Origin of the sequence: Bryocella elongata (assembly GCF_900108185.1) — a bacterium.
Taxonomy (GTDB): domain Bacteria; phylum Acidobacteriota; class Terriglobia; order Terriglobales; family Acidobacteriaceae; genus Granulicella; species Granulicella elongata.
In genome coordinates this window covers 1,319,340-1,342,182 of sequence record NZ_FNVA01000001.1, presented here as the reverse complement: position 1 = coordinate 1,342,182, position 22,843 = coordinate 1,319,340, and the positions used below count along the sequence as shown (strand labels likewise).

General features: G+C 63.4%; 17 protein-coding genes. 11 read left to right on the top strand and 6 right to left on the bottom strand.

All coding sequences use genetic code 11. The features are described 5' to 3' along the window. The first annotated feature begins 47 nt into the window (after positions 1–47). The 3 genes from C4S68_RS05340 (at position 48) to accC (ending at position 3,403) form a co-directional block, all read left to right on the top strand. Complete coding sequence (locus C4S68_RS05340; protein WP_103931904.1) at positions 48–1,166, top strand: M24 family metallopeptidase; 1,119 nt, start codon at positions 48–50, stop codon at positions 1,164–1,166. Between the two features lie 75 nt (positions 1,167–1,241). Then, positions 1,242–1,781, top strand: coding sequence for an acetyl-CoA carboxylase biotin carboxyl carrier protein (accB, locus tag C4S68_RS05335; RefSeq protein WP_103931903.1), 540 nt, complete (start codon positions 1,242–1,244; stop codon positions 1,779–1,781). A gap of 251 nt (positions 1,782–2,032) precedes the next feature. Further along, positions 2,033–3,403: an acetyl-CoA carboxylase biotin carboxylase subunit gene (accC, locus tag C4S68_RS05330; protein WP_103931902.1), complete on the top strand. Its 1,371-nt coding sequence runs from the start codon at positions 2,033–2,035 to the stop codon at positions 3,401–3,403. An 8-nt stretch (positions 3,404–3,411) separates the two neighbouring features. On the opposite strand, the gene C4S68_RS05325 is transcribed toward accC, so the two are convergent. Beyond that, entirely contained in the window at positions 3,412–3,834 is a 423-nt protein-coding gene (locus tag C4S68_RS05325; protein ID WP_200821473.1) for a GNAT family N-acetyltransferase, read from the bottom strand. 37 nt (positions 3,835–3,871) lie between these two features. Between C4S68_RS05325 and thiE the strand changes: the two genes are divergently transcribed. Beyond that, positions 3,872–4,540 (top strand): thiamine phosphate synthase, encoded by a 669-nt coding sequence (gene thiE, locus C4S68_RS05320; RefSeq protein WP_103931901.1) that lies wholly within the window; start codon positions 3,872–3,874, stop codon positions 4,538–4,540. A gap of 13 nt (positions 4,541–4,553) precedes the next feature. Further along, the gene (locus C4S68_RS05315; protein ID WP_103931900.1) at positions 4,554–5,447 is read left to right on the top strand and encodes a glycosyltransferase family 2 protein; all 894 of its coding nucleotides are present in this window, start codon (positions 4,554–4,556) and stop codon (positions 5,445–5,447) included. A 6-nt stretch (positions 5,448–5,453) separates the two neighbouring features. On the opposite strand, the gene C4S68_RS05310 is transcribed toward C4S68_RS05315, so the two are convergent. Then, positions 5,454–6,788: an acetamidase/formamidase family protein gene (locus C4S68_RS05310; RefSeq protein WP_103931899.1), complete on the bottom strand. Its 1,335-nt coding sequence runs from the start codon at positions 6,786–6,788 to the stop codon at positions 5,454–5,456. 202 nt (positions 6,789–6,990) lie between these two features. Here C4S68_RS05310 and C4S68_RS05305 point away from each other — a divergent pair, with 202 nt between their 5' ends. From C4S68_RS05305 to C4S68_RS05295, 3 genes are all read left to right on the top strand, one after another. Continuing rightward, positions 6,991–8,499 carry an APC family permease gene (locus C4S68_RS05305; RefSeq protein WP_103931898.1) on the top strand — a complete coding sequence of 503 codons (1,509 nt, stop codon included), beginning with the start codon at positions 6,991–6,993 and terminating at the stop codon, positions 8,497–8,499. A 103-nt stretch (positions 8,500–8,602) separates the two neighbouring features. Further along, positions 8,603–10,153, top strand: coding sequence for an amino acid permease (locus C4S68_RS05300; protein WP_103931897.1), 1,551 nt, complete (start codon positions 8,603–8,605; stop codon positions 10,151–10,153). A gap of 245 nt (positions 10,154–10,398) precedes the next feature. Further along, positions 10,399–10,653: a hypothetical protein gene (locus C4S68_RS05295; RefSeq protein WP_103931896.1), complete on the top strand. Its 255-nt coding sequence runs from the start codon at positions 10,399–10,401 to the stop codon at positions 10,651–10,653. 77 nt (positions 10,654–10,730) lie between these two features. On the opposite strand, the gene C4S68_RS05290 is transcribed toward C4S68_RS05295, so the two are convergent. Beyond that, positions 10,731–13,481: a hypothetical protein gene (locus C4S68_RS05290; protein ID WP_160115002.1), complete on the bottom strand. Its 2,751-nt coding sequence runs from the start codon at positions 13,479–13,481 to the stop codon at positions 10,731–10,733. A gap of 258 nt (positions 13,482–13,739) precedes the next feature. Between C4S68_RS05290 and C4S68_RS05285 the strand changes: the two genes are divergently transcribed. Continuing rightward, a complete protein-coding gene (locus C4S68_RS05285; RefSeq protein ID WP_160115001.1) occupies positions 13,740–15,752 on the top strand; it encodes a S9 family peptidase in 2,013 nt (670 codons plus the stop codon). A gap of 19 nt (positions 15,753–15,771) precedes the next feature. Here the strand turns inward: C4S68_RS05285 and C4S68_RS05280 are convergent, their stop codons facing one another. The 3 genes from C4S68_RS05280 to C4S68_RS05270 form a co-directional block, all read right to left on the bottom strand. Then, positions 15,772–16,326 (bottom strand): Uma2 family endonuclease, encoded by a 555-nt coding sequence (locus tag C4S68_RS05280; protein ID WP_160115000.1) that lies wholly within the window; start codon positions 16,324–16,326, stop codon positions 15,772–15,774. Positions 16,327–16,452: 126 nt separating this feature from the next. Further along, positions 16,453–17,235 carry an ABC transporter ATP-binding protein gene (locus C4S68_RS05275; protein WP_103932209.1) on the bottom strand — a complete coding sequence of 261 codons (783 nt, stop codon included), beginning with the start codon at positions 17,233–17,235 and terminating at the stop codon, positions 16,453–16,455. A gap of 119 nt (positions 17,236–17,354) precedes the next feature. Beyond that, positions 17,355–18,758 carry an efflux RND transporter periplasmic adaptor subunit gene (locus C4S68_RS05270; protein WP_103931892.1) on the bottom strand — a complete coding sequence of 468 codons (1,404 nt, stop codon included), beginning with the start codon at positions 18,756–18,758 and terminating at the stop codon, positions 17,355–17,357. Positions 18,759–19,020: 262 nt separating this feature from the next. On the opposite strand from C4S68_RS05270, the gene C4S68_RS05265 reads away from it, so the two are divergent. Both C4S68_RS05265 and C4S68_RS05260 read left to right on the top strand, forming a co-directional pair. Then, positions 19,021–20,787 carry a GWxTD domain-containing protein gene (locus C4S68_RS05265; RefSeq protein WP_103932208.1) on the top strand — a complete coding sequence of 589 codons (1,767 nt, stop codon included), beginning with the start codon at positions 19,021–19,023 and terminating at the stop codon, positions 20,785–20,787. 230 nt (positions 20,788–21,017) lie between these two features. Then, complete coding sequence (locus C4S68_RS05260; protein WP_146072021.1) at positions 21,018–22,739, top strand: carboxypeptidase-like regulatory domain-containing protein; 1,722 nt, start codon at positions 21,018–21,020, stop codon at positions 22,737–22,739. Positions 22,740–22,843 lie beyond the last annotated feature (104 nt).

Below are 22,843 nucleotides of genomic sequence, written 5' to 3'. Positions count from 1 at the left end.
CGTACAAGAGGCTCTCGAAAGAGCCTGAACGAAGGTAAAATGAAGGGATGCACGAGGTTGACAGACGACGTCAGGCGCTTGAGTCCGCACTCGCTGCGGGCGCGGGCGGAGTTCTCGCCAGCCACGCCCCGGACGTTCGCTGGCTGACGGGATTTACGGGCTCCAGCGGAGCCGTGGCCATCGCTCCAGCACCGTTGAAGCGGGGCAGCCGTTCCGCACCCCGTGCCGTGCTGCTTACCGACGGCCGGTACACGGAGCAGGCCAAGGTTGAAGCTCCGGGGCTGAAGATCGTCATCGAGCGTAAGGCTCCCGCCACGCTGGCCGCGGCGTGGCTCAGCCTGCAGGGCGTCACCAAGGCGGCATACGACTCTGCGCAGACCACGGTCGCGCAGCTGGAAGCGATGAAGCTGGCTGTTCCCGGAAACATACGGCGCAGCTTCTTCGCAGCCCAGCCGGGGCTGGTCGCCAGGCTGCGCGAGGTGAAGGACGCACCGGAGATCGTCCGCATGCGCAAGGCTGCCGCTCTGGGCTGCAGGCTCTTTGACTCGATCCTGCCGCAGATCGTTCCGGGCGTGCCCGAGGCCGAGATCGCGCTGGCTCTCGAGGTGGAGGCGCGCCGCAGCGGCGCGGAGGCGATGAGCTTTGAGACGATCGTGGCGTCAGGGCCGCGTTCGTCGCGTCCGCACCATCGTGCCGGGGTCGACAAGCTGCCGAAGCGCGGCTTCGTGACACTCGACTTTGGGGTCATCCTGGGCGGGTATTGCTCTGACATGACGCGCACCGTGCACCTCGGCAAGGCGAGTCAGCGGGAGCGGGACGTGTATCATTCGGTGCTGGAAGCTCAACAGGCTGCGGTCCGGGCGGTGAGGCCCGGCGTCACCTGTGGTGAGGTCGATGAGGCTGCCCGGGAGGTACTGCGCCGGGCGAAACTGGCGAAGGCCTTCAGCCACTCCACCGGTCACGGTGTGGGGCTGGAGATCCACGAAGGACCACGCATCGCAACGGGGCAGAAGCAGGAGCTCCAGCCGGGGATGGTCATCACCATCGAGCCCGGAGCGTACCTGGCGGGGGAGTTCGGCGTCCGCATCGAAGATATGGTGCTGGTGACAGAGTCCGGCCACGAGGTGCTCACGGAAGCGAGCCCGAAGGCGTGGATCGAGCTGTAGAGCAGGAATTGGGATTGAGTGCGGTGAGAGTGATCAGGAGACCGCAGGATCCCGGAAAGTGTGAAGAGGAACTACATGGCGTCTGGTGAAGATTTGAAGGAATTGCGCGAGCTGGTCGAGTTCTTGAAGGCCAACGACATCGCTGAGTTTGAGATGGAGCGGGACGATCTGAAGGTCTCGCTGAAGTTCGCAAATGCGATTGTGCATCCATCCGCGGGCATCGATCCGTCGGCGCTGGCCGGCCTGTTCGCATCGCACGCGGCCCCGGCCCATGTGCCCATGGCGTCGACCGGCGGGGCCACGATGGCGGCGAACATCACGCACGCTCCGGCAGCGGCGCATCATGCTCCGGCGGCTGCAGCCGCGGCTCCGGAGGATGGAGCACACATCGTGAAGTCCCCGATCGTGGGCACCTTCTACTCGGCAGCTTCGCCGGGAGCCGATCCCTTCACCAAGGTGGGAGACCAGGTGTCGGTGGGCAAGGTCCTCTGCATCGTCGAGGCCATGAAGCTGATGAACGAGATCGAGAGCGACGCGGCAGGTGAGGTCGTGAAGATCTTCGTCAAGGACGGCCAGCCGGTGGAGTATGGGCAGCCGCTGTTCGCGGTGAAGTAGTAAGCGGGCCAAGGGTTTAGGGCCCAGGGCTCAGAGTTCTTCTGGTGACTCGATGGCGCAAGACGTTACTCGTAGCGCGGACAGCGAATCGATGGAGGCGTGGGCGAAGCGCCTTCGCGAGGCTCCTTATCCCGGCGGAACACTCGGGGTTATGGCGTTGGAGTCGTTCGCTACATTGTCATGGGTTACCGCATTGATAGCCGTGCCGTTCATGCTTTGGTTCGAGCGGCGGCCAAAGGTAAAGGTAGGAAATGTTTCGTAAGGTATTGATCGCAAATCGCGGAGAGATTGCACTCCGCGTCATCAATGCGTGCAAGGAGATGGGCATCCGCACGGTCGCCGTGTATTCGGAGGCCGACCGCAACAGCCTGCACGTCAAGTTCGCGGACGAGGCCATCTGCATCGGGCCGCCGAAGTCGTCGGACTCGTACCTCAACATCCCCGCCGTGATCTCGGCGGCGGAGATTGCAGGAGCCGATGCCGTGCATCCGGGCTATGGGCTGCTCTCGGAGAATGCCAACTTCGCCGAGGTGTGTCGGGCGTCGAACATCAAGTTCATCGGGCCGCGCCCTGAGGTCACGCGCATGATGGGCGAGAAGTCCACCGCGCGCCAGACCATGAAGGACGCGGGCGTGCCCATCCTGCCGGGCTCCGACGGCGTCCTCAAGGATACGGATGAAGCGCTCGAGACCGCGAAGAAGATCAAGTACCCGGTGATCCTGAAGGCAGTCGCGGGCGGCGGTGGTCGCGGCATGCGCATCGTGCGGACGGCCGAGGAGCTGCCCGCGATGTTTGCGCAGGCCTCGACCGAAGCACTCAACGCCTTCTCCAACGGCGAGCTCTACATGGAGAAGTTCATCGAGCGGCCCCGCCACATCGAGTTCCAGGTGCTGGCCGATGAGCACGGCAACGTGATGTCGCTGGGTGAGCGCGAGTGCTCCATCCAGCGCCGTCATCAGAAGCTCATCGAAGAAGCTCCGTCGCTGCAGGTGAACCCGAAGCTGCGCGAGAAGCTCGGCAAGACCATCGAGAAGTCGCTCAAGGACATCGGCTACTGGAACGCCGGCACCATCGAGTTCCTGATGGACGAGGACGGCGAGATCTACTTCATCGAGATGAACACGCGCATCCAGGTGGAGCACTGCGTCACCGAGATGATTACCGGCGTCGACCTGGTGAAGGCGCAGCTGCGCATCGCCGCGGGTGAGAAGCTCTCGGACATCCTTCCCGAAAAGCCTGCCATTGTGGGCCATGCGATCGAGTGCCGCATCAACGCCGAGCATCCGGAGAAGTTCACGCCGAGCCCGGGCAAGATCACTGCGTTCAATGTGCCCGGTGGCTTTGGCGTGCGCGTGGATACCGCGCAGTACCAGGAAGGCGTGGTGCCGCAGTACTACGACTCGATGATCGCGAAGCTCATCTGCCACGGCAAGAATCGCGAAGAGGCGATGAACAAGATGCAGCGCGCGCTGAGCCAGTTCGTGGTCGAGGGCATCTTCACGACGATCCCTCTGCACCAACGCATCTTCGCCGATGAAGGCTTCCGCGCCGGGGACTTCGATACGAAGTTCATGGAGCGGTTCCTGGAGAAGGAAAAGGAATGCAAGGCTGCGGCGAAGTAGCCGCAGCTCTAGCGGAAGCGCTTCTGCAGGAAGTACCGGGAGTGGCCGCGAGGGTAGTCCTCGAGCTCGCCAAAGACCTGGTAGCCGAGCCGTTCGTAGAACGGGCGGGCCTGGAACGAGAAGGTATCCAGCCACAGGCCGACGCAGTGGCGCTCGATGGCGAGCTGCTCGGCCTGTTGCAGGAGCTTCGTACCGATGCCCGTACCGCGCAGCTCCATGGGGACGGCAAGGTAATCGACAAAGAGCCAGTCGTACCCGAAGCGTCCCCAGAGTCCACCGATAGTCTTGCCTTCGGCGTCACGAATCAGCAGCGCGAGGTTCTCTGAGTTGAGTGGAGGCGCACTTTGCTCGTTGTGCGCGATGAGCGGTACAACGATGGCGCGCATGTCGTCTTCGGTGGCCGCTTCCGACCGTACGATCTCGTAGTCCAACGAACGCACACTCCTGTATCGAGCTAAGGATAAGGCATTGAAGAACGGTCTTCCACTTTCGAGGCTCTATGCAATTGTCGACCGCGAGACGCTGGACCGCCGCGGCCTTGCGGTTGGCGCGTTTGCTTGTGAACTCCGTGCTGCGGGTGTGGTGCTGTTGCAGTATCGCGACAAACAGGGGAGTCCGCAGCAGGTGCTGGATGCCGCTGCGGAGATCAAGGCGATCTTCGCAGGCAGTGGCGCGACGCTGATCCTCAATGACCGCGCGGATCTTACCGTGCTGGCGGAGTGGGACGGGGTGCACGTGGGCCATACCGACATGTCGCCGGAGGCCGTGCGGCGGGTGATCGGTCCCGACCGCATTTTGGGCGTCTCCACGCACAACGAGGAGCAGATTCGCGAAGCAGACGCGAGCGTCGCCGACTACATTGCGGTGGGGCCGGTGTATGCCACCACCTCGAAGACGGACACCGAGCCGGTCACCGGGCTCGAAGGCGTGCGTGCGGTGCGCGCGCTGACGGCGAAGCCGCTGGTGGCGATTGGTGGCATCACGCAGGAGCGTGCGCCTGAAGTTCTGGCTGCGGGCGCGGACTCGGTCGCTGTGATTGGAGCTTTGCTGCCTGCCGGAGGGCGGGAGATTGGCTCGCACGTTGCGATGCTGCTAGCGGCTACACTGAACGGGCTTCCTGCCACGAAGTCCTTTTGAGGTTTAGCTCCTGATGTCGGTCACTGCTGCGATTGCCGTTGTCATTCCGGTCTACAACGGGGAGAACTTCATCGGCCGTGCGCTGGACAGTGTCTTTGCACAGACGCTGCAGCCTGTCGAGATCTTCGTGATCGATGATGGCTCGACCGACGGAACGCTGGCCCTGCTGACCGAACGGTATGCCGGCCGCGTAACCTTGATCCGCCAGGCCAACCGGGGCCCATCGGTTGCGCGCAATGCGGGGATTCGAGCGGCCACGGCGGAGTTTATCGCGTGGCTCGATGCGGATGACTGGTGGCAGCCCGAAAAGCTCGAGCGACAGGCCGCGGCTCTGCATGCCAACCCGACGGCCTCGGCCAGCTATACCGGCCTCAGGATGTACGACGAGGACTCGGGCAAGGTCTGGAACCAGGCGGCGATGGGGCAATCCCGCGTCGCCGAGCGGCTGCGTACGTGTAATCCGAGCCTCACGCCCTCGTGCCTGATGGCACGGCGCCGTGCGCTCGTCATCATCGGTGGCTTCAACGAAACGCGGCATGGGTGCGAGGACTGGGTGCTGGCCAAGGACCTGGCCGACGTCGGTCCGCTGCTGCCCGTCGACGAACCTCTGACCAACTATCGCGTGAATTCGACAGGGCTTTCGAGCAAGGTGGAGATCGTCTATCGCGACTTCGAGCAGATCCTCGAAGGCACGCTGCTGCGTGGCACGATGGGGCTCTCGCGCTGGCTGTGGCGGCGGCGTGCCATCGCGCACCAGGCCTTCAGTGCGTCAATGACGGCGCGCTCGGTGAAGGATCACGTCACGGAGCGGCGCTACATGTTGCTCTCGCTCCGCACGTGGCCCTCGCCATGGTTCGAGTCGCGTCGCTTCAAGGCTGCGGCAATTACGTTCCTGCGCAGTCGCTAGCGCCGTCTACTTCGCTTCGGGCTTCTTGGTCTCGGGCGCGTCCTTGTCGATGGTGGCGAGCCGGTCCTTACGCAGCTCGATCACGATGCCTGCGTTGCGATCCGCGACCTCGCTGATGTGGTACTCCGCTGCAGTGCCGAGCACCTGTGCGATCTCGCTCGGCTTCAGGTGATAATCCTCCGCGAGCCAGCGGGACATGTTGTCGGTCGCGGCCTTCAGCGCGTCCTCCAGCGAGCCGCCAAGGCCCATCGCCATGATCTTCTCCGGCGAGACCACGCGCGGCGAGTTAGGGCCGTGGCCGTGGATGAGATCAACAGTGATCTCGACGTCCATGGAGGTCTCGAGGGCGTTGCCGTTGAGCTCGCCATCGCCCTGTGCGGCGTGGCCGTCCCCAATGTAAAGCAGCGCGCCGGGGTTGATGACCGGCAGGTACACAGTATTGCCTTCAACGACCTCGTTGAAGTCCATGTTGCCGCCCCACGGACCGGAGTCGCCGGTGGGGATCGCCTGCCATGCGGGCGGAGCCGTTGCGATGCAGCCCAGCATGGGCTTCATGGGCACGGTGTAGGGCTTCAGGTGGTCTCCGGGCTTGGTGGAGGTCGCAACGCCCTTCTCGCGGTCGAGCTTCCAGGTCACCTGGTCGCCAAGGTCCTTGCCTTCGATCACCATGTGGTTGCTGGTGGCGCGTGGCACCACGCCATCGTCGGAGATGGCGGTGTCACGGTTGAGCTTGAGATGAACGAGGTGCACGACCAGCGTGTCGCCGGGCAGCGCGCCTTCGACGTAGAAGGGGCCTGTCTCAGGATTGCCGCCGGTGCTGCGGTGCTTGCCGTGCTCGTCAAAGCCGCCGGCGTCGACGGTGGTGGTGTGGAGGGTGTCGCCGGGGAAGATGTGCATCACGGGCGGCGTCTGCGCGCTGAACTGGCGATGGAACTCGGTGGGCACGAACTCATGCCGCTGCGGCGGGCCCGTGTGGGGCTGAGGCAGGACGGCGGTGAAGTCGTAGGTACCGATCTCGTCGCTGCCGACCTCCTTCCAGGTCACCTTGCCGGTCATCTTGCCTGCGGACACGGTGGCGTCAACGTCCTCATAGCCGCCGCGGGGATCGATGGCGTGGAAGGTGACGTGGCCGCGATCGAGCTTGCCCTCCAGCTTGTCGCCGTCGAGGTCGCCGGTGAGCTTGCCGCCGGTGTCCGTCAGGTGGAGCGCCCAGTACGACGGCGTGCCGTGGTAGTCGAAGGCGATGGACCAGGTACCGGTGAGGGACGCGGGCTGCTGGGCTGCAGCTGAAAGCGTGAGTGCGGCGAGGGGGAACAGGGCGGAGAGGACCAGACGCGGCATGAGGCTCCTTCAGGCGGACGGGTGTGATGGTTTGTACGCGGAGGATGCAGGGGCGGTTCCAGCCATTCTGGGTTCCCCCAGGGCGCTTCCCGGCGCGCTCCAAATACAGGGGGTTGTCGCCCGGCCTGAAGCACGGGGGCGGGGTTGCTGGCGTTCCGCCGGGCCCGGCTGTTACAACAGAGTCAACGTGTCCACGATTTCCATGCAAGAGCCCGGCCAGCCCTCCGGCGAACAGCCGCACCTGGTCCAGGGGATGGGTCTGTTCTCCGCGACGACCATCGTCATGGGGTCGATGATCGGGTCGGGCATCTTCATCGTCTCGGCGGACATGAGCCGGACGCTGAGGTCGCCGGCGCTGCTGATCGCCGCGTGGCTGGTGACGGCGGCGATGACGCTGATCGGCGCACTGAGCTACGGCGAGCTGGCGGCGATGATGCCGACGGCGGGCGGCCAGTATGTCTACCTGCGCGAAGCGCTGGGGCCGCTGTGGGGGTTCCTCTACGGCTGGACTTTGTTCCTCGTCATCCAGACAGGGACGGTCGCTGCGGTCGGCGTGGCCTTCGGCAAGTTTCTTGGCGTGTTCTTTCCGTCGGTGAGCCAGACGAACTGGATCTGGCACGTAGGCTCGGGGAACGTGGGGCTGAGCACAGCGAACCTGACGGCCATCGTCATCGTCATCCTACTGACCTGGACGAACACGCGCGGCGTGAAGGCGGGCGCGGCGGTGCAGAACGTCTTTACCAGCGCGAAGGTGCTGGCGCTGCTGGCGGTGATCGCGGTAGGTCTGTTCTTTTGGGATTTTCAAGCGATTGAGGCGAACTTTCGCGGCAACTTCTGGAGCCTGGGATCTTTCGGGTTTCACAATGCCATCAGGGGCACATATATGGGTGAAGGACCCTGGCCCCGCGCGCACCTTGGTGAGATCGTCTTCAATGTCGCTATCGGCCTCGCTGTCGTGCAGGTCGGCTCGCTGTTCAGCTCCGATGCCTGGAACAACGTCACCTTCACCGCCGGAGAGATCAAGAACCCCAAGCGCAACCTGCCGCTATCGCTGATTCTTGGTGCGGGCACGGTGCTGGTGCTCTACATCGCCTGCAACTTCGTCTACCTCAGCGTGCTTCCGCTCGAGGCGATCGCACATGCACCGCAGGACCGTGTAGCTACCGCCGTGATGCAGGCGGCGTTTGGTAGTGTGGGAGCTAAGCTGATGGCGGGCGCGATCCTGGTTTCTACCTTCGGCTGCTGCAACGGGATGCTCCTCGCCGGCGCTCGGGTGTACTACGCGATGAGCCAGGACGGGCTGTTCTTCAAATCCGTTGGGAAGCTGGACCCCAAGACCGGCGTGCCGGTGAACTCGCTGTGGATGCAGTGCGCGTGGACGTGCCTGCTGTGCCTAAGCGGGCAGTACGGCAACCTGCTGGATTATGTGATCTTCGCGGTGCTGGTGTTCTATATCCTCACGATTACGGGGCTTTTCGTCCTGCGCCGTACGCGGCCGGACGCTCCGCGGCCGTACAAGGCGATCGGGTACCCCGTGCTGCCGGCGCTCTATATCGTGATGGCGGCGTGGATTTGTGTTGTACTGTTGCGATATAAGCCGCAATACACGTGGCCCGGCCTGATCCTCGTACTTCTGGGGCTGCCGGTTTACGCCATCTGGCGCAGGAAGTCCTTTCCAGAGCAGGATCCGGAGCCTATGCTCGGAGCCTGAAGCTATCTCGAAGGACCGGAGGCTTGACCCCGGTCGAGTACGTCCCTTTGGCCCCGAAGTCCAAAGGCATCAGCATCAACCGATTAGGAGACACAAGACACGCATGGCGAATCTAATGGCGACCAAAGCCTTGTCCACCATTCTGGGCGAGGCATCCGAGACCGGCGAACACACGCTCAGTCGTTCGCTGGGAGCGGGGAATCTCATCACTCTCGGCATTGGCGCCATCATCGGTACGGGCATCTTTGTGCTCACCGGGGTGGTGGCCAGCGGATACGCCGGCCCGGGCGTGGTGTACACGTTCATCGTCGCTGCGGTAGCCTGCGTCTTCTCCGGCCTCTGCTACGCCGAGTTTGCGGCGATGATTCCCGTTGCGGGTTCGGCCTATACGTATGGCTATGCGACGCTGGGCGAGATCTTCGCCTGGATCATCGGCTGGGATCTGGTGTTGGAGTATGCCTTCGGAGCGGCGACAGTGTGCTCCGGCTGGTCGGGCTATGTGCTTTCGCTGGGGCAGGACATGGGGCTCCGGCTTCCGCCTGCATTAGCCGGTGAGCCGGGCTCGAAGTTCGTCTACTACCACGGGCATTGGGAGCTGCTGAACGCGCACTTCGCCGACAAGCTGAAGGAGCTGAACATCGATCCCAGCACGCTGCCGATGCAGCACGGCGTGTTCAACCTGGTCGCCTTCCTCGGCATCATGTTCGCGACGGCGATCCTGGTGATCGGAATCAAGGAGTCGGCGAACTTCAACAGCTTCATCGTGGTGGTCAAGGTTGCTGTTCTGCTGGTCTTCCTCGGCGTCGGCACCTTCACCCTGATGCATCATCACGAGCTGTGGGCCAACTGGCACCCGTTTGTGCCGCCCAACGAGGGCACCCTGGGCAAGTTCGGCTGGACCGGCGTGATGCGTGGCGCGGGCGTGATCTTCTTCGCGTACATCGGGTTCGACGCGGTCTCGACGGCCGCGCAGGAGGCAAAGAATCCGAAGAAGGACATGCCGCTGGGCATCCTGGGTTCGCTGGCCATCTGCACCGTTCTGTACATCCTTGTGGGCATCGTGCTCACGGGCCTGGTGAACTACAAGTACCTCGGCGTGCCGGACTCGCTCGCGGTCGGCATGGAAGCGACGGGCTTCAAGTGGGGCTCGCTGATGGTGAAGATCGGCGCGCTTGGCGGCCTTACCAGCACGATGATCGTGATGCTCCTCGGCCAGAGCCGCGTGTTCTTCTCGATGTCGCGCGACGGCCTGCTGCCGGAGATGTTCTCCAAGGTGCACCCGAAGTTCCGCACGCCGTATGTCTCGTCGATCACGGTCGGGCTAGTGGTGGCGACGTTCTCCTCGCTGCTGCCGCTGCAGAGCCTGGGCGAGATGTGCTCGATCGGCACGCTGCTGGCGTTCATCATCGTGTGCGCGGGAGTGTGGCTGCTGCGCAAGCGCAGCCCGAACCTGGAGCGTCCGTTCCGCGCACCGTGGATGCCGGTGACACCGATCCTCGGCATTCTGGTTGCGCTGGCGATGATGGCTTTCCTGCCGGGCATCACGTGGATCCGGCTGATCGTGTGGCTCGCTGTTGGCATGCTGATCTACTTCTTCTACAGCCGCCATCACAGCCGGGTGCAGCAGGGACTTCCGCCCATTCCGCCGGAATAACAGGATCGGCCAACGCCGAATTCAGCTCACACAACGCCCTGCTTCGGCAGGGCGTTGTCGCGTCTGGGGTTGCGAAATAAGAAAAAGGTTGCCTCAAAAGGAACGCATTTCCTTGACCAGGCCTGTGGAAATCTGGTAACCACAAGTTATCGCCTTCCTGGTGGGTGCAACAAAACCGAAATGGGCCCCAATTTTCCTCGGGAAGAATGTGCGATCAGCTCCAAGTAAGAGAGACCGGTACTCCCATGACCTGTGTGAAGTGTGACTCACAGGCGCTGTCGAGCTTCCCAGCCGATGCGCGTCTCTACCTCAATGGATCGCGCACGATCAGCGCGCCGCCCATGAACCCCAGCCCCAAGATCACGGTCTGCCTCAATTGCGGGCACGCAGAGTTCACTGTTCCTGCCTCCTGGCTCGCCTCTGGTTGGCTTCGGCCGCTGCCGGCTCCTGTGTATCACTCGCTCGATGCCAACAGCCGCGAAGACGTTCACGCAGCCTGAGCTTTCGTTTGCAGAAGAAAGCGCCCCGCAAGAGAGATCTGGCGGGGCGCTTCTCTTTGGCGCCGGATGCCCTGGGCTCAGTTGGGATGCTCGGTGCCGGTACCTGCATGTTGCACCGCGGCGTGCGCCGCGCTGCGTCCCCGGGGCGGTGGCGGAGAGGGGAGCGCCAGCGGCAGCAACGCGGAGTCGACGGCGGTGGGATCGTCGCGCAGGCGCAGGAAGAGCGTTCCGGAGGAAGCCGGGTGCGGCACGGTCAACGTGTTGGCGGTGTATCCGTCGGGCACGCTCACAGGGTTTGCTAATGCGGGGTCTGTCGAGATCGCGGAGACGAGGAACAGGTTGGTGCCGCTGAGCGTGCAGGGCTGGGTCACATCGATTGCGCACTGCAACTGCCCCAGCGCAGGGAGCCTTACGAGGGTGACAAGCTGTTGCCAGTCGCTCGCGGGAGACACAGCCTCGCCCGTGCCCGCACTCGCGAGCGAGGGGGCGGCTTCCGGGTGACCGGCTTCGGCAGCGGTGGGCTTTTCCGAGGGGCTGGAGCCCGGGGCAACCGGGAAGACCTCCCGGACACGCAGTGCACCGAAGGCGCTCGGCCCGAACGATCGCAGCGGGTCGAGCGAAGCCACCACGGTATGCGGATCCTGCAGAAGAAGGCCACCGGCGGGTGCGAGCGTGAGTACCGTGCGGAGAGTGCCGTCGGTCGTCTCCACCTCCACCTGGCCGTTGCGAGGGAAGGCTGTTGTGCTCTTCAGGGTGAAGGTCAGCATCGAGGAGAGCGGAAGGTCGTCCGGATTGCCGAGCTTGATGGTTGGCTCCGGGCCCGCCTCGGCCGTCTTGCTCAGAAGCGTCACGCTGGGACGGGGAGCAGCCACGACGATCGGGGAAGACAGCTCACGACCGTCGCGCAGCTGGATGCGGGCCATGAGGTGATCGCTGGCGTGGGTTGGCGGACGGGGAGCGTTGTCGGGCAGAGTCAGACGAAGAGTCCCAGAGAGGGGGGCGGCAGTTGCACCCGGATCGACGGGCACGGGCGCAAAGATCAGGTCGCCCACGCGGACCTTCTCCACCTGCTCAAGCCGCGCGCCAGCCACCGTGATGCTGCGATCGCCGGCGTAGAGCTGCACCCCTGCGATGTGAGCGGGTTCGGCGAAGGCCCTGGCTGCCACGCTGTCGGTGCGCGGCTGGCCGTATTGCTGGATCTCAAGATGGAGATCGCCGGGAAGCATCGCTCGCCCGCTGGGCAGCTTCACTGCGAGCAGATTCGGCTGGTCGAGATGCGGCTCGAGCTGGAAGGTCAGCGCCATCTCCGCCGTGGAGCCCGCAGGCTGGGCGGTCACGGCGTGAACGCAGGCTGAACCGGTCGATGTGAGCATCAGCTCTGCCGCGTGCCCGGCGATCAGGTCGTCGGCGCGTGGAGCGTCGGGCGAAAGAGGGTCGGAGGGCGGGGTCGTCAGCGCCCAACCTGTTCCGGGAAGCTGCTGCAGTTCGACCGTCGGCCCCGTGAAGCTGTCGAAGCCCCAGCGGCCTTGGATGGTGCCGGTTAGGTGGATTGGCGGCGGGATCGGCTTCGGCTGTGGTGGGACCGGAGCCGCCCCGGGAACAACGCTGGCGGTTGCGGCAGCCTTCTCGGCCTCGGTCAGGGGCCGCTGGTCGCGCAAGGGAACATGATGCTGCGCTCCTAGCTGGAGGACGAGGCCTCCCTGGTAAGCGTCGGGCAGGAGGCGAATGTCGGGTTCGGCGGGCGCTCCGGGTGGTGTGTTCAGGTGCAGCACGATGTCGTGCCCAAAGGCAGTGGAGAAGACCAGGGGCGCGCCTTCGATGGGCAATACAACCGTAGGGGCCAGCAGGCAGGCCACGTGTCTCGCGTCGGCAGTGCGCAGCGGAGGCGCCTGAGCCTTCTGCACGGATGGGAGCGCGATGATGAGAACCGACTTGGGGTTATGGAACGAGGGCGGGGTGTTCAGCCGCAGGTTCATCGAAGCTTCCTGAGGGAAGGCGATGGCAGGGATGTACTGGTATTGCGCGGTATGCAGGTTGCTCAGGATGCGGACCATGTCCACAATTGCGCCGACATAGGCCGAGTAGAGCCCGCCACCAGCCGCTTGCGTATAGCTCGCCTGGTTGATGAGATCCGATCCGGCGCCATTGGAAAGCGCATTGATCACCGTCTGCCCATGGCCGTCATCCAGCACGATCTGCGAGCCGGTCTGCGTGAGACAGGTAAACTGCATGTCCACGGGCTGCTTGAAACAGGATTCATTGGGCTTCAGGGCCAGCGTCCGGGCCAGTAGATCTGAGTGCTTCTGCAGATCCATGGGGTCGGATGGCGGTACCAGCCGGATCGACGCCATGTACTTCTCGATGCGGGCCTGCTCGAAGCCGGCCTCGGTCAGATCCTGGGAGGCGCGGACGAAGGCTCCCGGACGGCCCTGCACGGCGGACTTAAGGGTCGAGAAGTCGCCGCCGGTCTCAGGCGCCATGAAGAGGACGACCTGTTGCGCGTCCTCAGGGACGGTGACCATGACGCCTTCCTGGCGAACGTGCTTGTCCCAGGTCTCGATGCGGGTGAACCAGGTATCCGGTGGGGGATTGGTGGTGCCGCGGAGGAAGACGCAGATCAGCAGGTACTTTACCGACTGCGTGGGAGGAAAATCGGGATGGAGCCAGATCCGATCGCCCGGCTGGAGGTTGGGGACTGCGGCGATGGGCAGCGTCTGCGCTCCGCGCGACACGCGGACGTCGATCTTGGGACCGACCAGGTCAAAGCGTCCCTGCGACTGCGCGGCACACGAGATCGCGAGCCCCAGGCCCACGATCGCTACGGCCAATTTCGTCAGGAACTTCCGCCCGCCAAACCCCATGCTTCAAGTTTAGACGCCGGATATCGGTCCATGACGTTGTGGATGAAGTCATGGGATGAAAGTCCAACGAACACGTTGCCAGGGAAGGCCGCCAGAGTAGCTGACTGGCCGCCCCGCAGGGCTGTGCTAGCATTCGCGCATACCCAGTCGTGCAACGAAGTTCGGGCCCGTTTCAGCCCCTGTCCAGGGGAGCCATTGCCCAGTATCAGTTTCCGGAGAGATGTCATGCGCTTGACTTCCGCCGCCGCGGTCGTGTCTTTGTTCGTCCTTACGTCCAGCATCACCTATGGTCAGCAGAAGCTCTTCACTGCGGACGACCTTCCACGGCTCGTCCGCGTGAGCGATCCGCAGATCTCGCCTGATGGTAAGTCCATTGCCTTTGTGACTTCGCGCGCGGACCTCAAGGAGGATCGCTGGGAGAGCGAGATCGACCTCGTCGATGTGGCGTCGAAGAAGGTGATGGCGCTGACGCATGATCGCCAGGGCGTGGGCTCGCCGCGTTGGTCGCCAACCGGAGATCGTCTTGCCTTCACGGCGCAGGACGGTGACAAGAAGGGGCAGATCTTTATCCTGCCCATGAGTGGCGGCGAGGCCGCGCAGCTCACTCATGTGAAGACCTCGATCTCCTCCTATGCGTGGCGGCCGGATGGGCAGGGCTTTGCCTTTGCCTCTCCCGATGAGGCTCCGGAGAAGAAGGGTGAGGCGAAGTTCGACGATGCCTTTGAGGTCGGCAATAACGACTTCCAGCAGAAGTCGCGCATGATGCCGGTGCACATCTGGACGATCGGACTGACGGGCGATGCCAAGCGGCTGACCAGCGGGACGTGGTCGCTGCCGAATCACCTCCCGGGCGGAGCGCCGAAGCTCTCCTGGACGCTGGACGGAAAGTCGCTGCTCTTCACCCGCGCGGAGAGCCCGCTCACAGGAGATGGTTCGCTCGGCCGGCTGCAGAAGGTCGATGTCGCGAGCGGCGAGATCAAGCCGCTGGCCTCGGGGTCGTTTCCGGAGGACGACGCGATGGTGTCGCCGGATGGAAAGCTGGTGGCCTTTATGGGACCGCGGGATGGCAAGCGCGGCAGTGGCACGACCGTCTACGTGATGCCGCTGGCCGGCGGCACGGTCACGGATATCGCGCATGTGATGGACCACTCGATCAACGGCGCCGAGTGGATGCCGGATGGTTCCATGCTGATCGCAGCGACCTTCCGCACACGGCCGGCACTGCTGGTGCAGCCGGTGGAAGGCAAGTCGATGAGGATCGACCTGGGAGCGCTGACTCCCGGGGGTGGGATGAACGCGGGCGAGGATGGCTCGATCGCGTTCGTTGCGACGACGCCCGATCATCCGGCGGAGCTGTACTACGTGGCCAAGGGCAGCGAAGCCCCGATGCAGATGACGCACCTGCAGACGGTGACCGAAGGCATGACGCTGGCAAAGCAGGAGACGGTGCGCTGGAAGTCGGACCAGTTCGATGTGAACGGCGTGCTGACCTACCCGGTGGGCTATGTGGCAGGGAAGAAGTATCCGCTGGTGCTGTACATCCATGGCGGGCCAAACTCGGCTTCGGTGCAGAGCTTCACGCCGTCGTCGCAGATTCTCGCGGCGAAGGGATGGCTGGTGCTGGAGCCGAACTATCGCGGCAGCACGAGCGATGGCAGCACGTTTGAGTTGGCGGGGATGGGCAAGGCTGGGGCGGGATCGGGGCCCGGAAGAGACATCGTCGCGGGTGTGAAGATGCTCGAAGCCAAAGGAATCGTGGACGAGAAGAAGATCGCGACCACGGGCTGGAGTGAGGGTGGGTATCTCACGTCATGGCTGATAGGGAACTATCCGGATATGTGGGCCGCAGCGATCGCGGGAGCGCCGGTGACGGACCTCGTCGATGAGTATGCGCTGAGCGACATCATGTTTGGGGAGTCGGACATCTTTGGGCCGTCGCCGTTCGTGGGCGATGGGATGAAGCTGTACCTCGCGGAGTCGCCGATTACATACGCGGCGAAGGTGAAGGCTCCGACGCTGATACTGAACGATGTTGGCGACTACCGTGTGCCGACGCCACAGGTGTACAAGTTCTACCATGCGCTGAAGGACAACGGAGTCATGGTGAAGTACGTCATCTACCCGGTGGTCGGGCACTCGCCGACGGACCCGATTCGAGCGCGAGATGTGTGGCGGCGATGGACGGCTTGGCTGGAGCCTTACTTGGGGAGCGCTCCAGCGCAGGCGGGGACGAAGTAGGTTCGTTGGGCTGTGGCGCTCAGTCCAGCGAGGGCTTGGGCGTCAGGGCTTCGAGACGATCGAGTTCGGCGAAGACCTCGTCGACGGCGATGGCGATGCGGGTGTCCGGAACCATAAGCGTGGTGCGCTCTTCACGAAGCTCGCCGGTGCCTCCGGCGATGTACGCGAGGCGACGCCAGGGGTCGATGACCCACGAGGTGCGGACGCCGACGGAGGCATAGTCGAGGATCCGTTCCTCGACCTTGCGCCAGCGGTCTTCGCTGGAGAGGATCTCGACGCAGAGCAGGGGCGCGGTCTGGACGATGAGAGGCTCGTCGGGATTCAGACGACGGAGCATCACGTCAGGGATGCGGAAGCGCGAGGAGTTGATCTGGAGGCGCTGTTCGGGGAGCGCCTCTCCGGAGTACTCGGTTTCAAACTGTGCAAAGAAACGAATGAAAAAGGTCTGCAAACGCGCGTGGGGAATTTCGCCCATGTTTCTCTCCAGGACCTCGCCGTCGACATAGTCGCGGTCGGGCCTGTAGACGGTCCGCAGATACTCTTGAACGGTGATGAGAACCGGGGTGGTGGCCATCGCGCCTCCGCTGCGAAGAGCATAGCGCATGCCGAGCGATCGGGGCTGGCGATCGACATGCCGCAAACGAAACCCGGGTCCGGAATGGTCCGGACCCGGGGCATCCGGTGAGCACTCGCCCTGAGATTAGTGCGAGGTCTTGGCGCCGCCGGTGCCGCCACCGGTGATGCGGCGGCTGGGGCCGTCGGACTCCACGGAACCGTCGCGGATCGAGATCACGCGGTGCGCGAAGTCGGCGATGTCGGGCTCGTGCGTGACGAGCACGATGGTGTTGCCCTTGGCGTGCAGGTCGTCGAAGAGGGCCATGATCTCGACCGAGGTCTTGGAGTCGAGGTTGCCGGTGGGTTCGTCGGCGAGGATGATCGAGGGATTGTTCACCAGCGCGCGGGCGATGGCCACGCGCTGGCGCTGACCGCCAGAGAGCTCGTTGGGCTTGTGATGCATGCGCGCGCCCAGGTTCACGCTCTCCAGCACGCTCTTGGCGCGCTCGATGCGGGCGGCGGCCGGGGTGCCGTTGTAGATCAGCGGCAGCTCCACGTTGTGCAGCGCGGTGGCGCGGGCCAGCAGGTTGAAGGTCTGGAAGACGAAGCCGATCTCCTTGTTGCGGATGCGGGCCAGCTCGTCGTCGTTAAGCTGGGAGACGTCGTGGCCGTTGAGCCAGTAGCGGCCCTTGCTGGGAGAATCGAGGCAGCCGATGAGGTTCATCAGCGTCGACTTGCCCGAGCCCGATGGACCCATGATGGCGACATACTCATTGTGGCGGATGCGGATGTCCACGCCACGAAGAGCATGCACCAGCTGGTCGCCCATCTCGTACGTCTTCCACAGGTTGTCGGTGACGATCACGTCTCCGGGGTGGGGGCCGCCTGCGTTGACGCCCGGGGCGTCGATTGTCGGCGGTTCAACCATCGTGTCGGCCATCGGTCATCCTTCCAATTCTTCTAGCTGTGGCCCGATTGCGGGCCCAAGATCTTGTGATGCTGTGGTGGCCGGCTTGCGGCCACCACGGTTGGTAAGACGAGTTGGGTTTAGTCGCTCGAAGAGCTGCTGTCAGGAGTCACAGTCGTTGGTGCGGTGTCCCGCTTGACCGCCGTTCCGCTGCGCAGGACTCGAAGTACCTGATACCGGCCGGTGACGATCTCATCCCCGTCCTTGAGGCCACTGAGCACTTCCGTGTCTGTCGCGCCAACAATGCCAGTATTCACAGCGACGAACTTCACGCGCGTGCGACCCGAGTCCTTCACGAGCACGAAGACTCCCTGTTGAGCCTCAGACTTCTTGTTGTCCGTGGAGCTGGCCGAGGACGAGATCTTCCCGTGATCCTTGAAGTACGCTACCTCGGCGGCGGGGTCGCGTTCCACCAGTGCCTGGATCGGAATCGTCAGCACGTTCGGCTTGCGCGAGGTGGTGATCTTTGCCGTGCACGAAAGGCCCGGGCGCAGGTTGTCCGAGGTGTTGACGTCCAGCGTGACGACGACCTTGAAGTCCTTTGCCTCTTCGGTGCCGGTGGTCGACTGCGATGTGGCGACGCCGGTGGTGCGCAACAGCGCCTGGTCACCAACTTCGGTCACGCGACCGTGAAAGCTCTTGCCCGGGAACGCATCGATCGTGACATCCACGCTCTGATCGAGCGCTACGTTGACGATGTCGCTCTCGTCGACTTTGACCTCGGCGGTGATCACGCTCATGTCGGCAAGGGTCATCAGGGTCGAGCCTTCAGCGTTCTGAATGCCGACGACGACCGTCTCGCCCTCGCGGACGGGAACGTTGGTGACAAGACCGTCAAACGGAGCGCGGCTTATGGTCTTGTCGAGCGTGTCGTAGTTCGCTCGCTGGGTTGCGACCGCCTGGTTCATGTGGCCGCGAGCCGAGTCCGTCTGTGCCCTGGCCTGCGCCACCGATGCCTGGCGCTGGGCCAGCGTGGCTACGGACATGTCGTAGGCGGCCTTCTTGGCGTCGAAGTCCTGCTTGGCGATGAGGCGGTCGTTGAAGAGCTGCTGGGCACGGTTGTAGTCCAGCGTCTTCTGTTCGAGGTCAGCTTTGCCTTGAACGACGTTGGCCTCGGCCGTCTTCTCGGCGGCCTGGTAGCTGGCAATATCGGTCTGCGACGCAGCGATGGCGGCTTTCTGGGCGGAGACAGTCGCCTCCGGCTGCACGTTTTCCACGGTGGCGAGTACATCGCCCTTCTTCACGTGGTCGCCTTCCTTCACGTAGAGGTGCGTAATGCGACCGAACGAGGTCGCGCCCACGTTAACGTAGGTCTTCGGCTTGATCTGCCCGGTGCCGCTCACCGTCGCTACGAGATCCTGATGGGTCGCTTTCGCCGTGGTGACGGCTTGTACAGCGGACCGGTTGTAGATGATGGTTCCCGCCAGAAGACCTCCCAGTACAAGGAGGACAACGACGATCAAGGCGATCTTTTTTCCGCTCATGGACGCTTTGAGAACTTTCCGGGGCAGCCTCGGAGGTTCCGGCCGCTCCGGAATTCCCACGCGCCGATACCCTGATGGCACAACATACGCAGGCTGAGGGAGACAGGTTCCCGGCGTGCCTGACGTTCGCTGCGAAATTTGGTCACAGCCCGCTTACAAAAAGAAAACGGGATGCGTCGTAATGATAGCAACCCCAGTCCTTGTGTCGGCATCGCGCGAGCACTAGAATGAGAGGGTCGATTCGATGCAGGAGCAGGCCCAAATGAAGAAGCGGATTCTCCCCCCCAGTGCAACATTTCTGGCGTTGCTGTGCGTAAGTGTGGGGATCGTAGCCCAAAGCACGAGCACGTCCTCCGGCTCGAGCACCCCAGCTGCGCAGCCGCAGACCATTCACGACGACGGCAAGGTCGTCCAAACGCCGCCGGTCGAGGAAAAGCCCGACCCGCTGAAGCGTCGCATGTCGGATCACGACGAGGCAAATCGCCGCAAGGCCGCCAAGGTCGAGATCAGGGGCGAGTACAAGAAGTGGCTTGACGAGGACGTGCGCTGGATCATCACGGACGAAGAGGTTCGCTCCTTCAAGAGCCTCTCCAACGATGAAGAGCGCGATCAGTTCATCGAGCAGTTCTGGCTCCGCCGCAATCCGAATCCCGACTCCCCGGAGAACGAGTTCAAGGACGAGCACTATGCTCGGATCGCTTATTCCAACGAGCACTTTGCCGCTGGCAAGCCCGGCTGGCTCACGGATCGCGGCCACATCTATATCGCTTACGGCAAGCCCGACTCGATCGACTCGCATCCCTCGGGCGGTAACTACGAGCGCCCCATTGAAGAAGGCGGTGGCAATACCTCGACCTTCCCGTTTGAGGTGTGGCACTACCGCTACCTCGCCGGCGTGGGCGACAACGTGGATATCGAATTCGTCGATACCTGCATGTGCGGCGACTATCACGCCACCATCGATCGTTCCGAGAAGGACGCCCTGAAGCACACCCCAGGCGCCGGCCAGACGCTCTATGAGCAGATGGGCATGGCCAAGCAGTCCGATCGTTTCCAGGGCGGTATGGAGCAACTGGGCAACGGTCCGATGGCCTCGATGCAGCAGTCCAAGCAGTTCGACCGTCTCGATCGCTTTGCGAAGCTCTTCGCTCCGCCGCCGGTCAAGTTTGCCGACCTGGACGAGTTTCTGAGCTCGTCGAAGATCCTCAACGGACCGCCGTTTGTCTTCGACGTGCGCACGGACTACGTGAAGCTGACCAACGACACGGTCCTTGTGCCTATCACGCTGCAGATCAGCAACGGCGACGTGACCTACAAGAGCAAGGACACCGTATCGACTGGCACCGTGAACATTCTCGGCCGTGTCTCGACCATCACGGGGCACATCGTGCAGACCTTTGAGGACACGGTGTCCTTCGAGACGCCGGACGATTTGCTGGCCAAGAGTAAGGGCGGCTCACACGTGTACTGGAAGGCTCTTCCGCTGTCGCCCGGCCGCTACAAGGTTGAGATTGCGGTGAAGGACGTCAACAACCCGGACCACCTCGGCGCCTGGAAGCGCAGCCTCGATGTTCCGAAGTATGACGATGACCAGCTGGCGACCTCATCGCTGATCCTGGCTACCTCCATGGAGCGTGTGCCGTCGAAGGACGTAGGCACCGGCAACTTCGTCATCGGCAACACGAAGGTGGTTCCACGGGTTCCGACCACGATCACGACGCCGGTCACCTTCCACCGTGCGCAGAACCTGAACTTCTGGATGCAGGTCTATAACCTCGGTATCGGCGACAACCGTCGTAACAATGCGACGATCGACTACCAGGTGCTGGATCTGGCGACGAACAAGCAGGTTCTCCAGGCATCGGAGACCGCCGCAAAGATGAACCCCAACGCGGACCAGGTCACACTGGAAAAGACGATGCCGCTGGGCAGCCTCACGCCGGGCCGGTATCAGGTCGTCATCAAGGTCAACGACGGTGTAACGAACCAGGTGATTAGCCAAAGCGCTCCGTTCATCGTCGAACAGTAAGACACGATGGCCCGGGGCGGCGTGCCCCGGGCCATTCGCAACATGGGTTGAGTAGCCCGGAGTGGTCGCCAGCGGCCCCTTCGGGGTGGTAAATTTTGGATAACAATGGAAGCAGGCCGCGAGGACACGCAGAGCGCAGCCACTTCAGAGTTCAACCGCACGACGCTTCTCCTGGAGCCGGGGAAGCGAAAGCCGATGAGCCACAAGGCGCGCGGGAGGATCCAAGCGCGGTGAGACGAGCTGTACCAGGTCTTGTGCTACTGATCTCGCTGTACGGTGCTGCGGCCTCGCGGGCTGCGTCGCCTGACGCTGCCGTGTCGGGTGTCGTTCGCGACTCCCATGGCACGCCGCAGATGGGTGCCCTCGTGGTGCTCATGAGCGCTACCTCGTCCACGATTGCCTCTGCGTTTACCGACGACCACGGCCGTTACATCATGCCGTCGGTGCTGCCTGGGCGTTATCAGGTGCGCGCCACTGCCGCCTTCTTCTCCCCGACGACCAAGCCGAACGTTCGCCTGGCCGCCGGGGCTCAAGCCATCGTCAACCTCACGATGAGCACTTTGTTCGAGGTGGAGAACTGGCTTCCTGCCCAGAGACGCCTGCCGGACGAGCCCGCCGATGACTGGAAGTGGACGCTGAAGTCCACGGCGAGCCGCCCGTTGCTGCGTCTGGCCGATTCGTCCGACCCCGATAATGGTCAGTCGATCTCCTCCAGCGGAGAGTCGGCACACAAGTCCATCGACCAAGGTCGCGTGATGGTGCTCTCCGGTTCCGGGGTCTTCGGGGAGGGCGGGACGCACCAGGTCGTGGTGCTCAATCGCACCATCGAAAACAATGACAGTGCGATGTTCCGCGCCGATGTCGGGGATCCCGTCAGCCCGTATCCCTCCGGCGGTTCTGTAGCTGTGAGTGCGGGTTACGAGCGCCGGTCTGTCCTTGGAGGCAGTACCCGTCTGGTCTCCATCATGCAGTCGCACCCGGAGCTGATGGACGCGGGCAACGCGGGCTTTGAGGTGCTGGAGCTGGCGAGCACCCAGCAGATTGAGCTGGGCGACCTGATCGAGATCGACGCAGGCACGCTGATGGAGGCCGAACGCCTGGAGCGCACCCGGGTGATGACCCGGCCGTTCCTGCATGCGACGCTGCATGCCAGCGATAACGTACTGCTGGAGTATCGCTATGCCCGCAGCCGGGAGCTCGAGAGCTCCGAGGATCTGGACCGCCTGAAGCCCGCGGTAGCGGTTCTGTCCGATGCCCAGGGCCGTCCTATCGATCCTGACGCTGGCCACAATGAGATCGCTGTCAGCCGCAAACTCGGCGACAAGCGCGTCGTCACCTTCGCGGCGTACGCAGACCGATTCAACGCGGCCACGCTCACAGGTGGTGGTGCGATCGACCGCTCAGCGATCGAGTCGCTGCCAATGATCGCCGACCCGACCACGGGCACCTTCCGCTTCGCAGGGCCGGCCTACCAGGCCAAGGGCGTCAGCGTGACCTACATGGAGCCCATCACGCACACGCTTTCGGCGTACTTCGAGTACGACCTTGGGACCGCGCTGGTGCGTCAGGGCGGCTCTGCTGCAGGTACACCTGAGCTGGCCAGCCTTCCCGCCAGCCTGGTGACGAAGACGCAGCCGGCAGTGCGCGCTTCGCTCCGCGGCAATATCGCTCATACGGGAACGGCGCTCAAGGCAGAATACCGCTGGCAGAACCTGAACAATCTCACCGCGGTCAACGCCTACAACGCGTCGCCGAATGAGGCCTATCTGACGCTCTTTGTGCGGCAGCGGCTTTGGGCTGGGCGCTTCCTTCCCTCGGGGCTGGACGCAGTTGTGGAAGCGACCAACCTGCTCGAGCAGGGCTATCAGCCGGTACTGGCGCCCGATGGCAAGACGCTCTTCCTGGCACAGGTGCCCCGAGCGATCCAGGCAGGATTGGCCTTCAACTTCTAAAGGAAGACAGTAGAGGTTAGACAGTGGACAGTTCGAAGGACTGTGCAACAAGAAGGCCGCCCTTGATGGGGTGGCCTTCTTGCATTCGAGCCCAAAAGCAATCT

What these genes read in the sequence shown, in the direction of transcription:
- C4S68_RS05295 (WP_103931896.1), top strand. Translation starts at nt 10,399, where the DNA reads ATGACCTGTGTGAAGTGTGACTCACAGGCGCTGTCGAGCTTCCCAGCC.
- C4S68_RS05275 (WP_103932209.1), bottom strand. Translation starts at nt 17,235, where the DNA reads ATGGTTGAACCGCCGACAATCGACGCCCCGGGCGTCAACGCAGGCGGC.
- C4S68_RS05280 (WP_160115000.1), bottom strand. Translation starts at nt 16,326, where the DNA reads ATGGCCACCACCCCGGTTCTCATCACCGTTCAAGAGTATCTGCGGACC.
- accC (WP_103931902.1), top strand. Translation starts at nt 2,033, where the DNA reads ATGTTTCGTAAGGTATTGATCGCAAATCGCGGAGAGATTGCACTCCGC.
- C4S68_RS05265 (WP_103932208.1), top strand. Translation starts at nt 19,021, where the DNA reads ATGAAGAAGCGGATTCTCCCCCCCAGTGCAACATTTCTGGCGTTGCTG.
- C4S68_RS05285 (WP_160115001.1), top strand. Translation starts at nt 13,740, where the DNA reads ATGCGCTTGACTTCCGCCGCCGCGGTCGTGTCTTTGTTCGTCCTTACG.
- accB (WP_103931903.1), top strand. Translation starts at nt 1,242, where the DNA reads ATGGCGTCTGGTGAAGATTTGAAGGAATTGCGCGAGCTGGTCGAGTTC.
- C4S68_RS05340 (WP_103931904.1), top strand. Translation starts at nt 48, where the DNA reads ATGCACGAGGTTGACAGACGACGTCAGGCGCTTGAGTCCGCACTCGCT.
- C4S68_RS05270 (WP_103931892.1), bottom strand. Translation starts at nt 18,758, where the DNA reads ATGAGCGGAAAAAAGATCGCCTTGATCGTCGTTGTCCTCCTTGTACTG.
- C4S68_RS05305 (WP_103931898.1), top strand. Translation starts at nt 6,991, where the DNA reads ATGCAAGAGCCCGGCCAGCCCTCCGGCGAACAGCCGCACCTGGTCCAG.
- C4S68_RS05310 (WP_103931899.1), bottom strand. Translation starts at nt 6,788, where the DNA reads ATGCCGCGTCTGGTCCTCTCCGCCCTGTTCCCCCTCGCCGCACTCACG.
- C4S68_RS05315 (WP_103931900.1), top strand. Translation starts at nt 4,554, where the DNA reads ATGTCGGTCACTGCTGCGATTGCCGTTGTCATTCCGGTCTACAACGGG.
- C4S68_RS05300 (WP_103931897.1), top strand. Translation starts at nt 8,603, where the DNA reads ATGGCGAATCTAATGGCGACCAAAGCCTTGTCCACCATTCTGGGCGAG.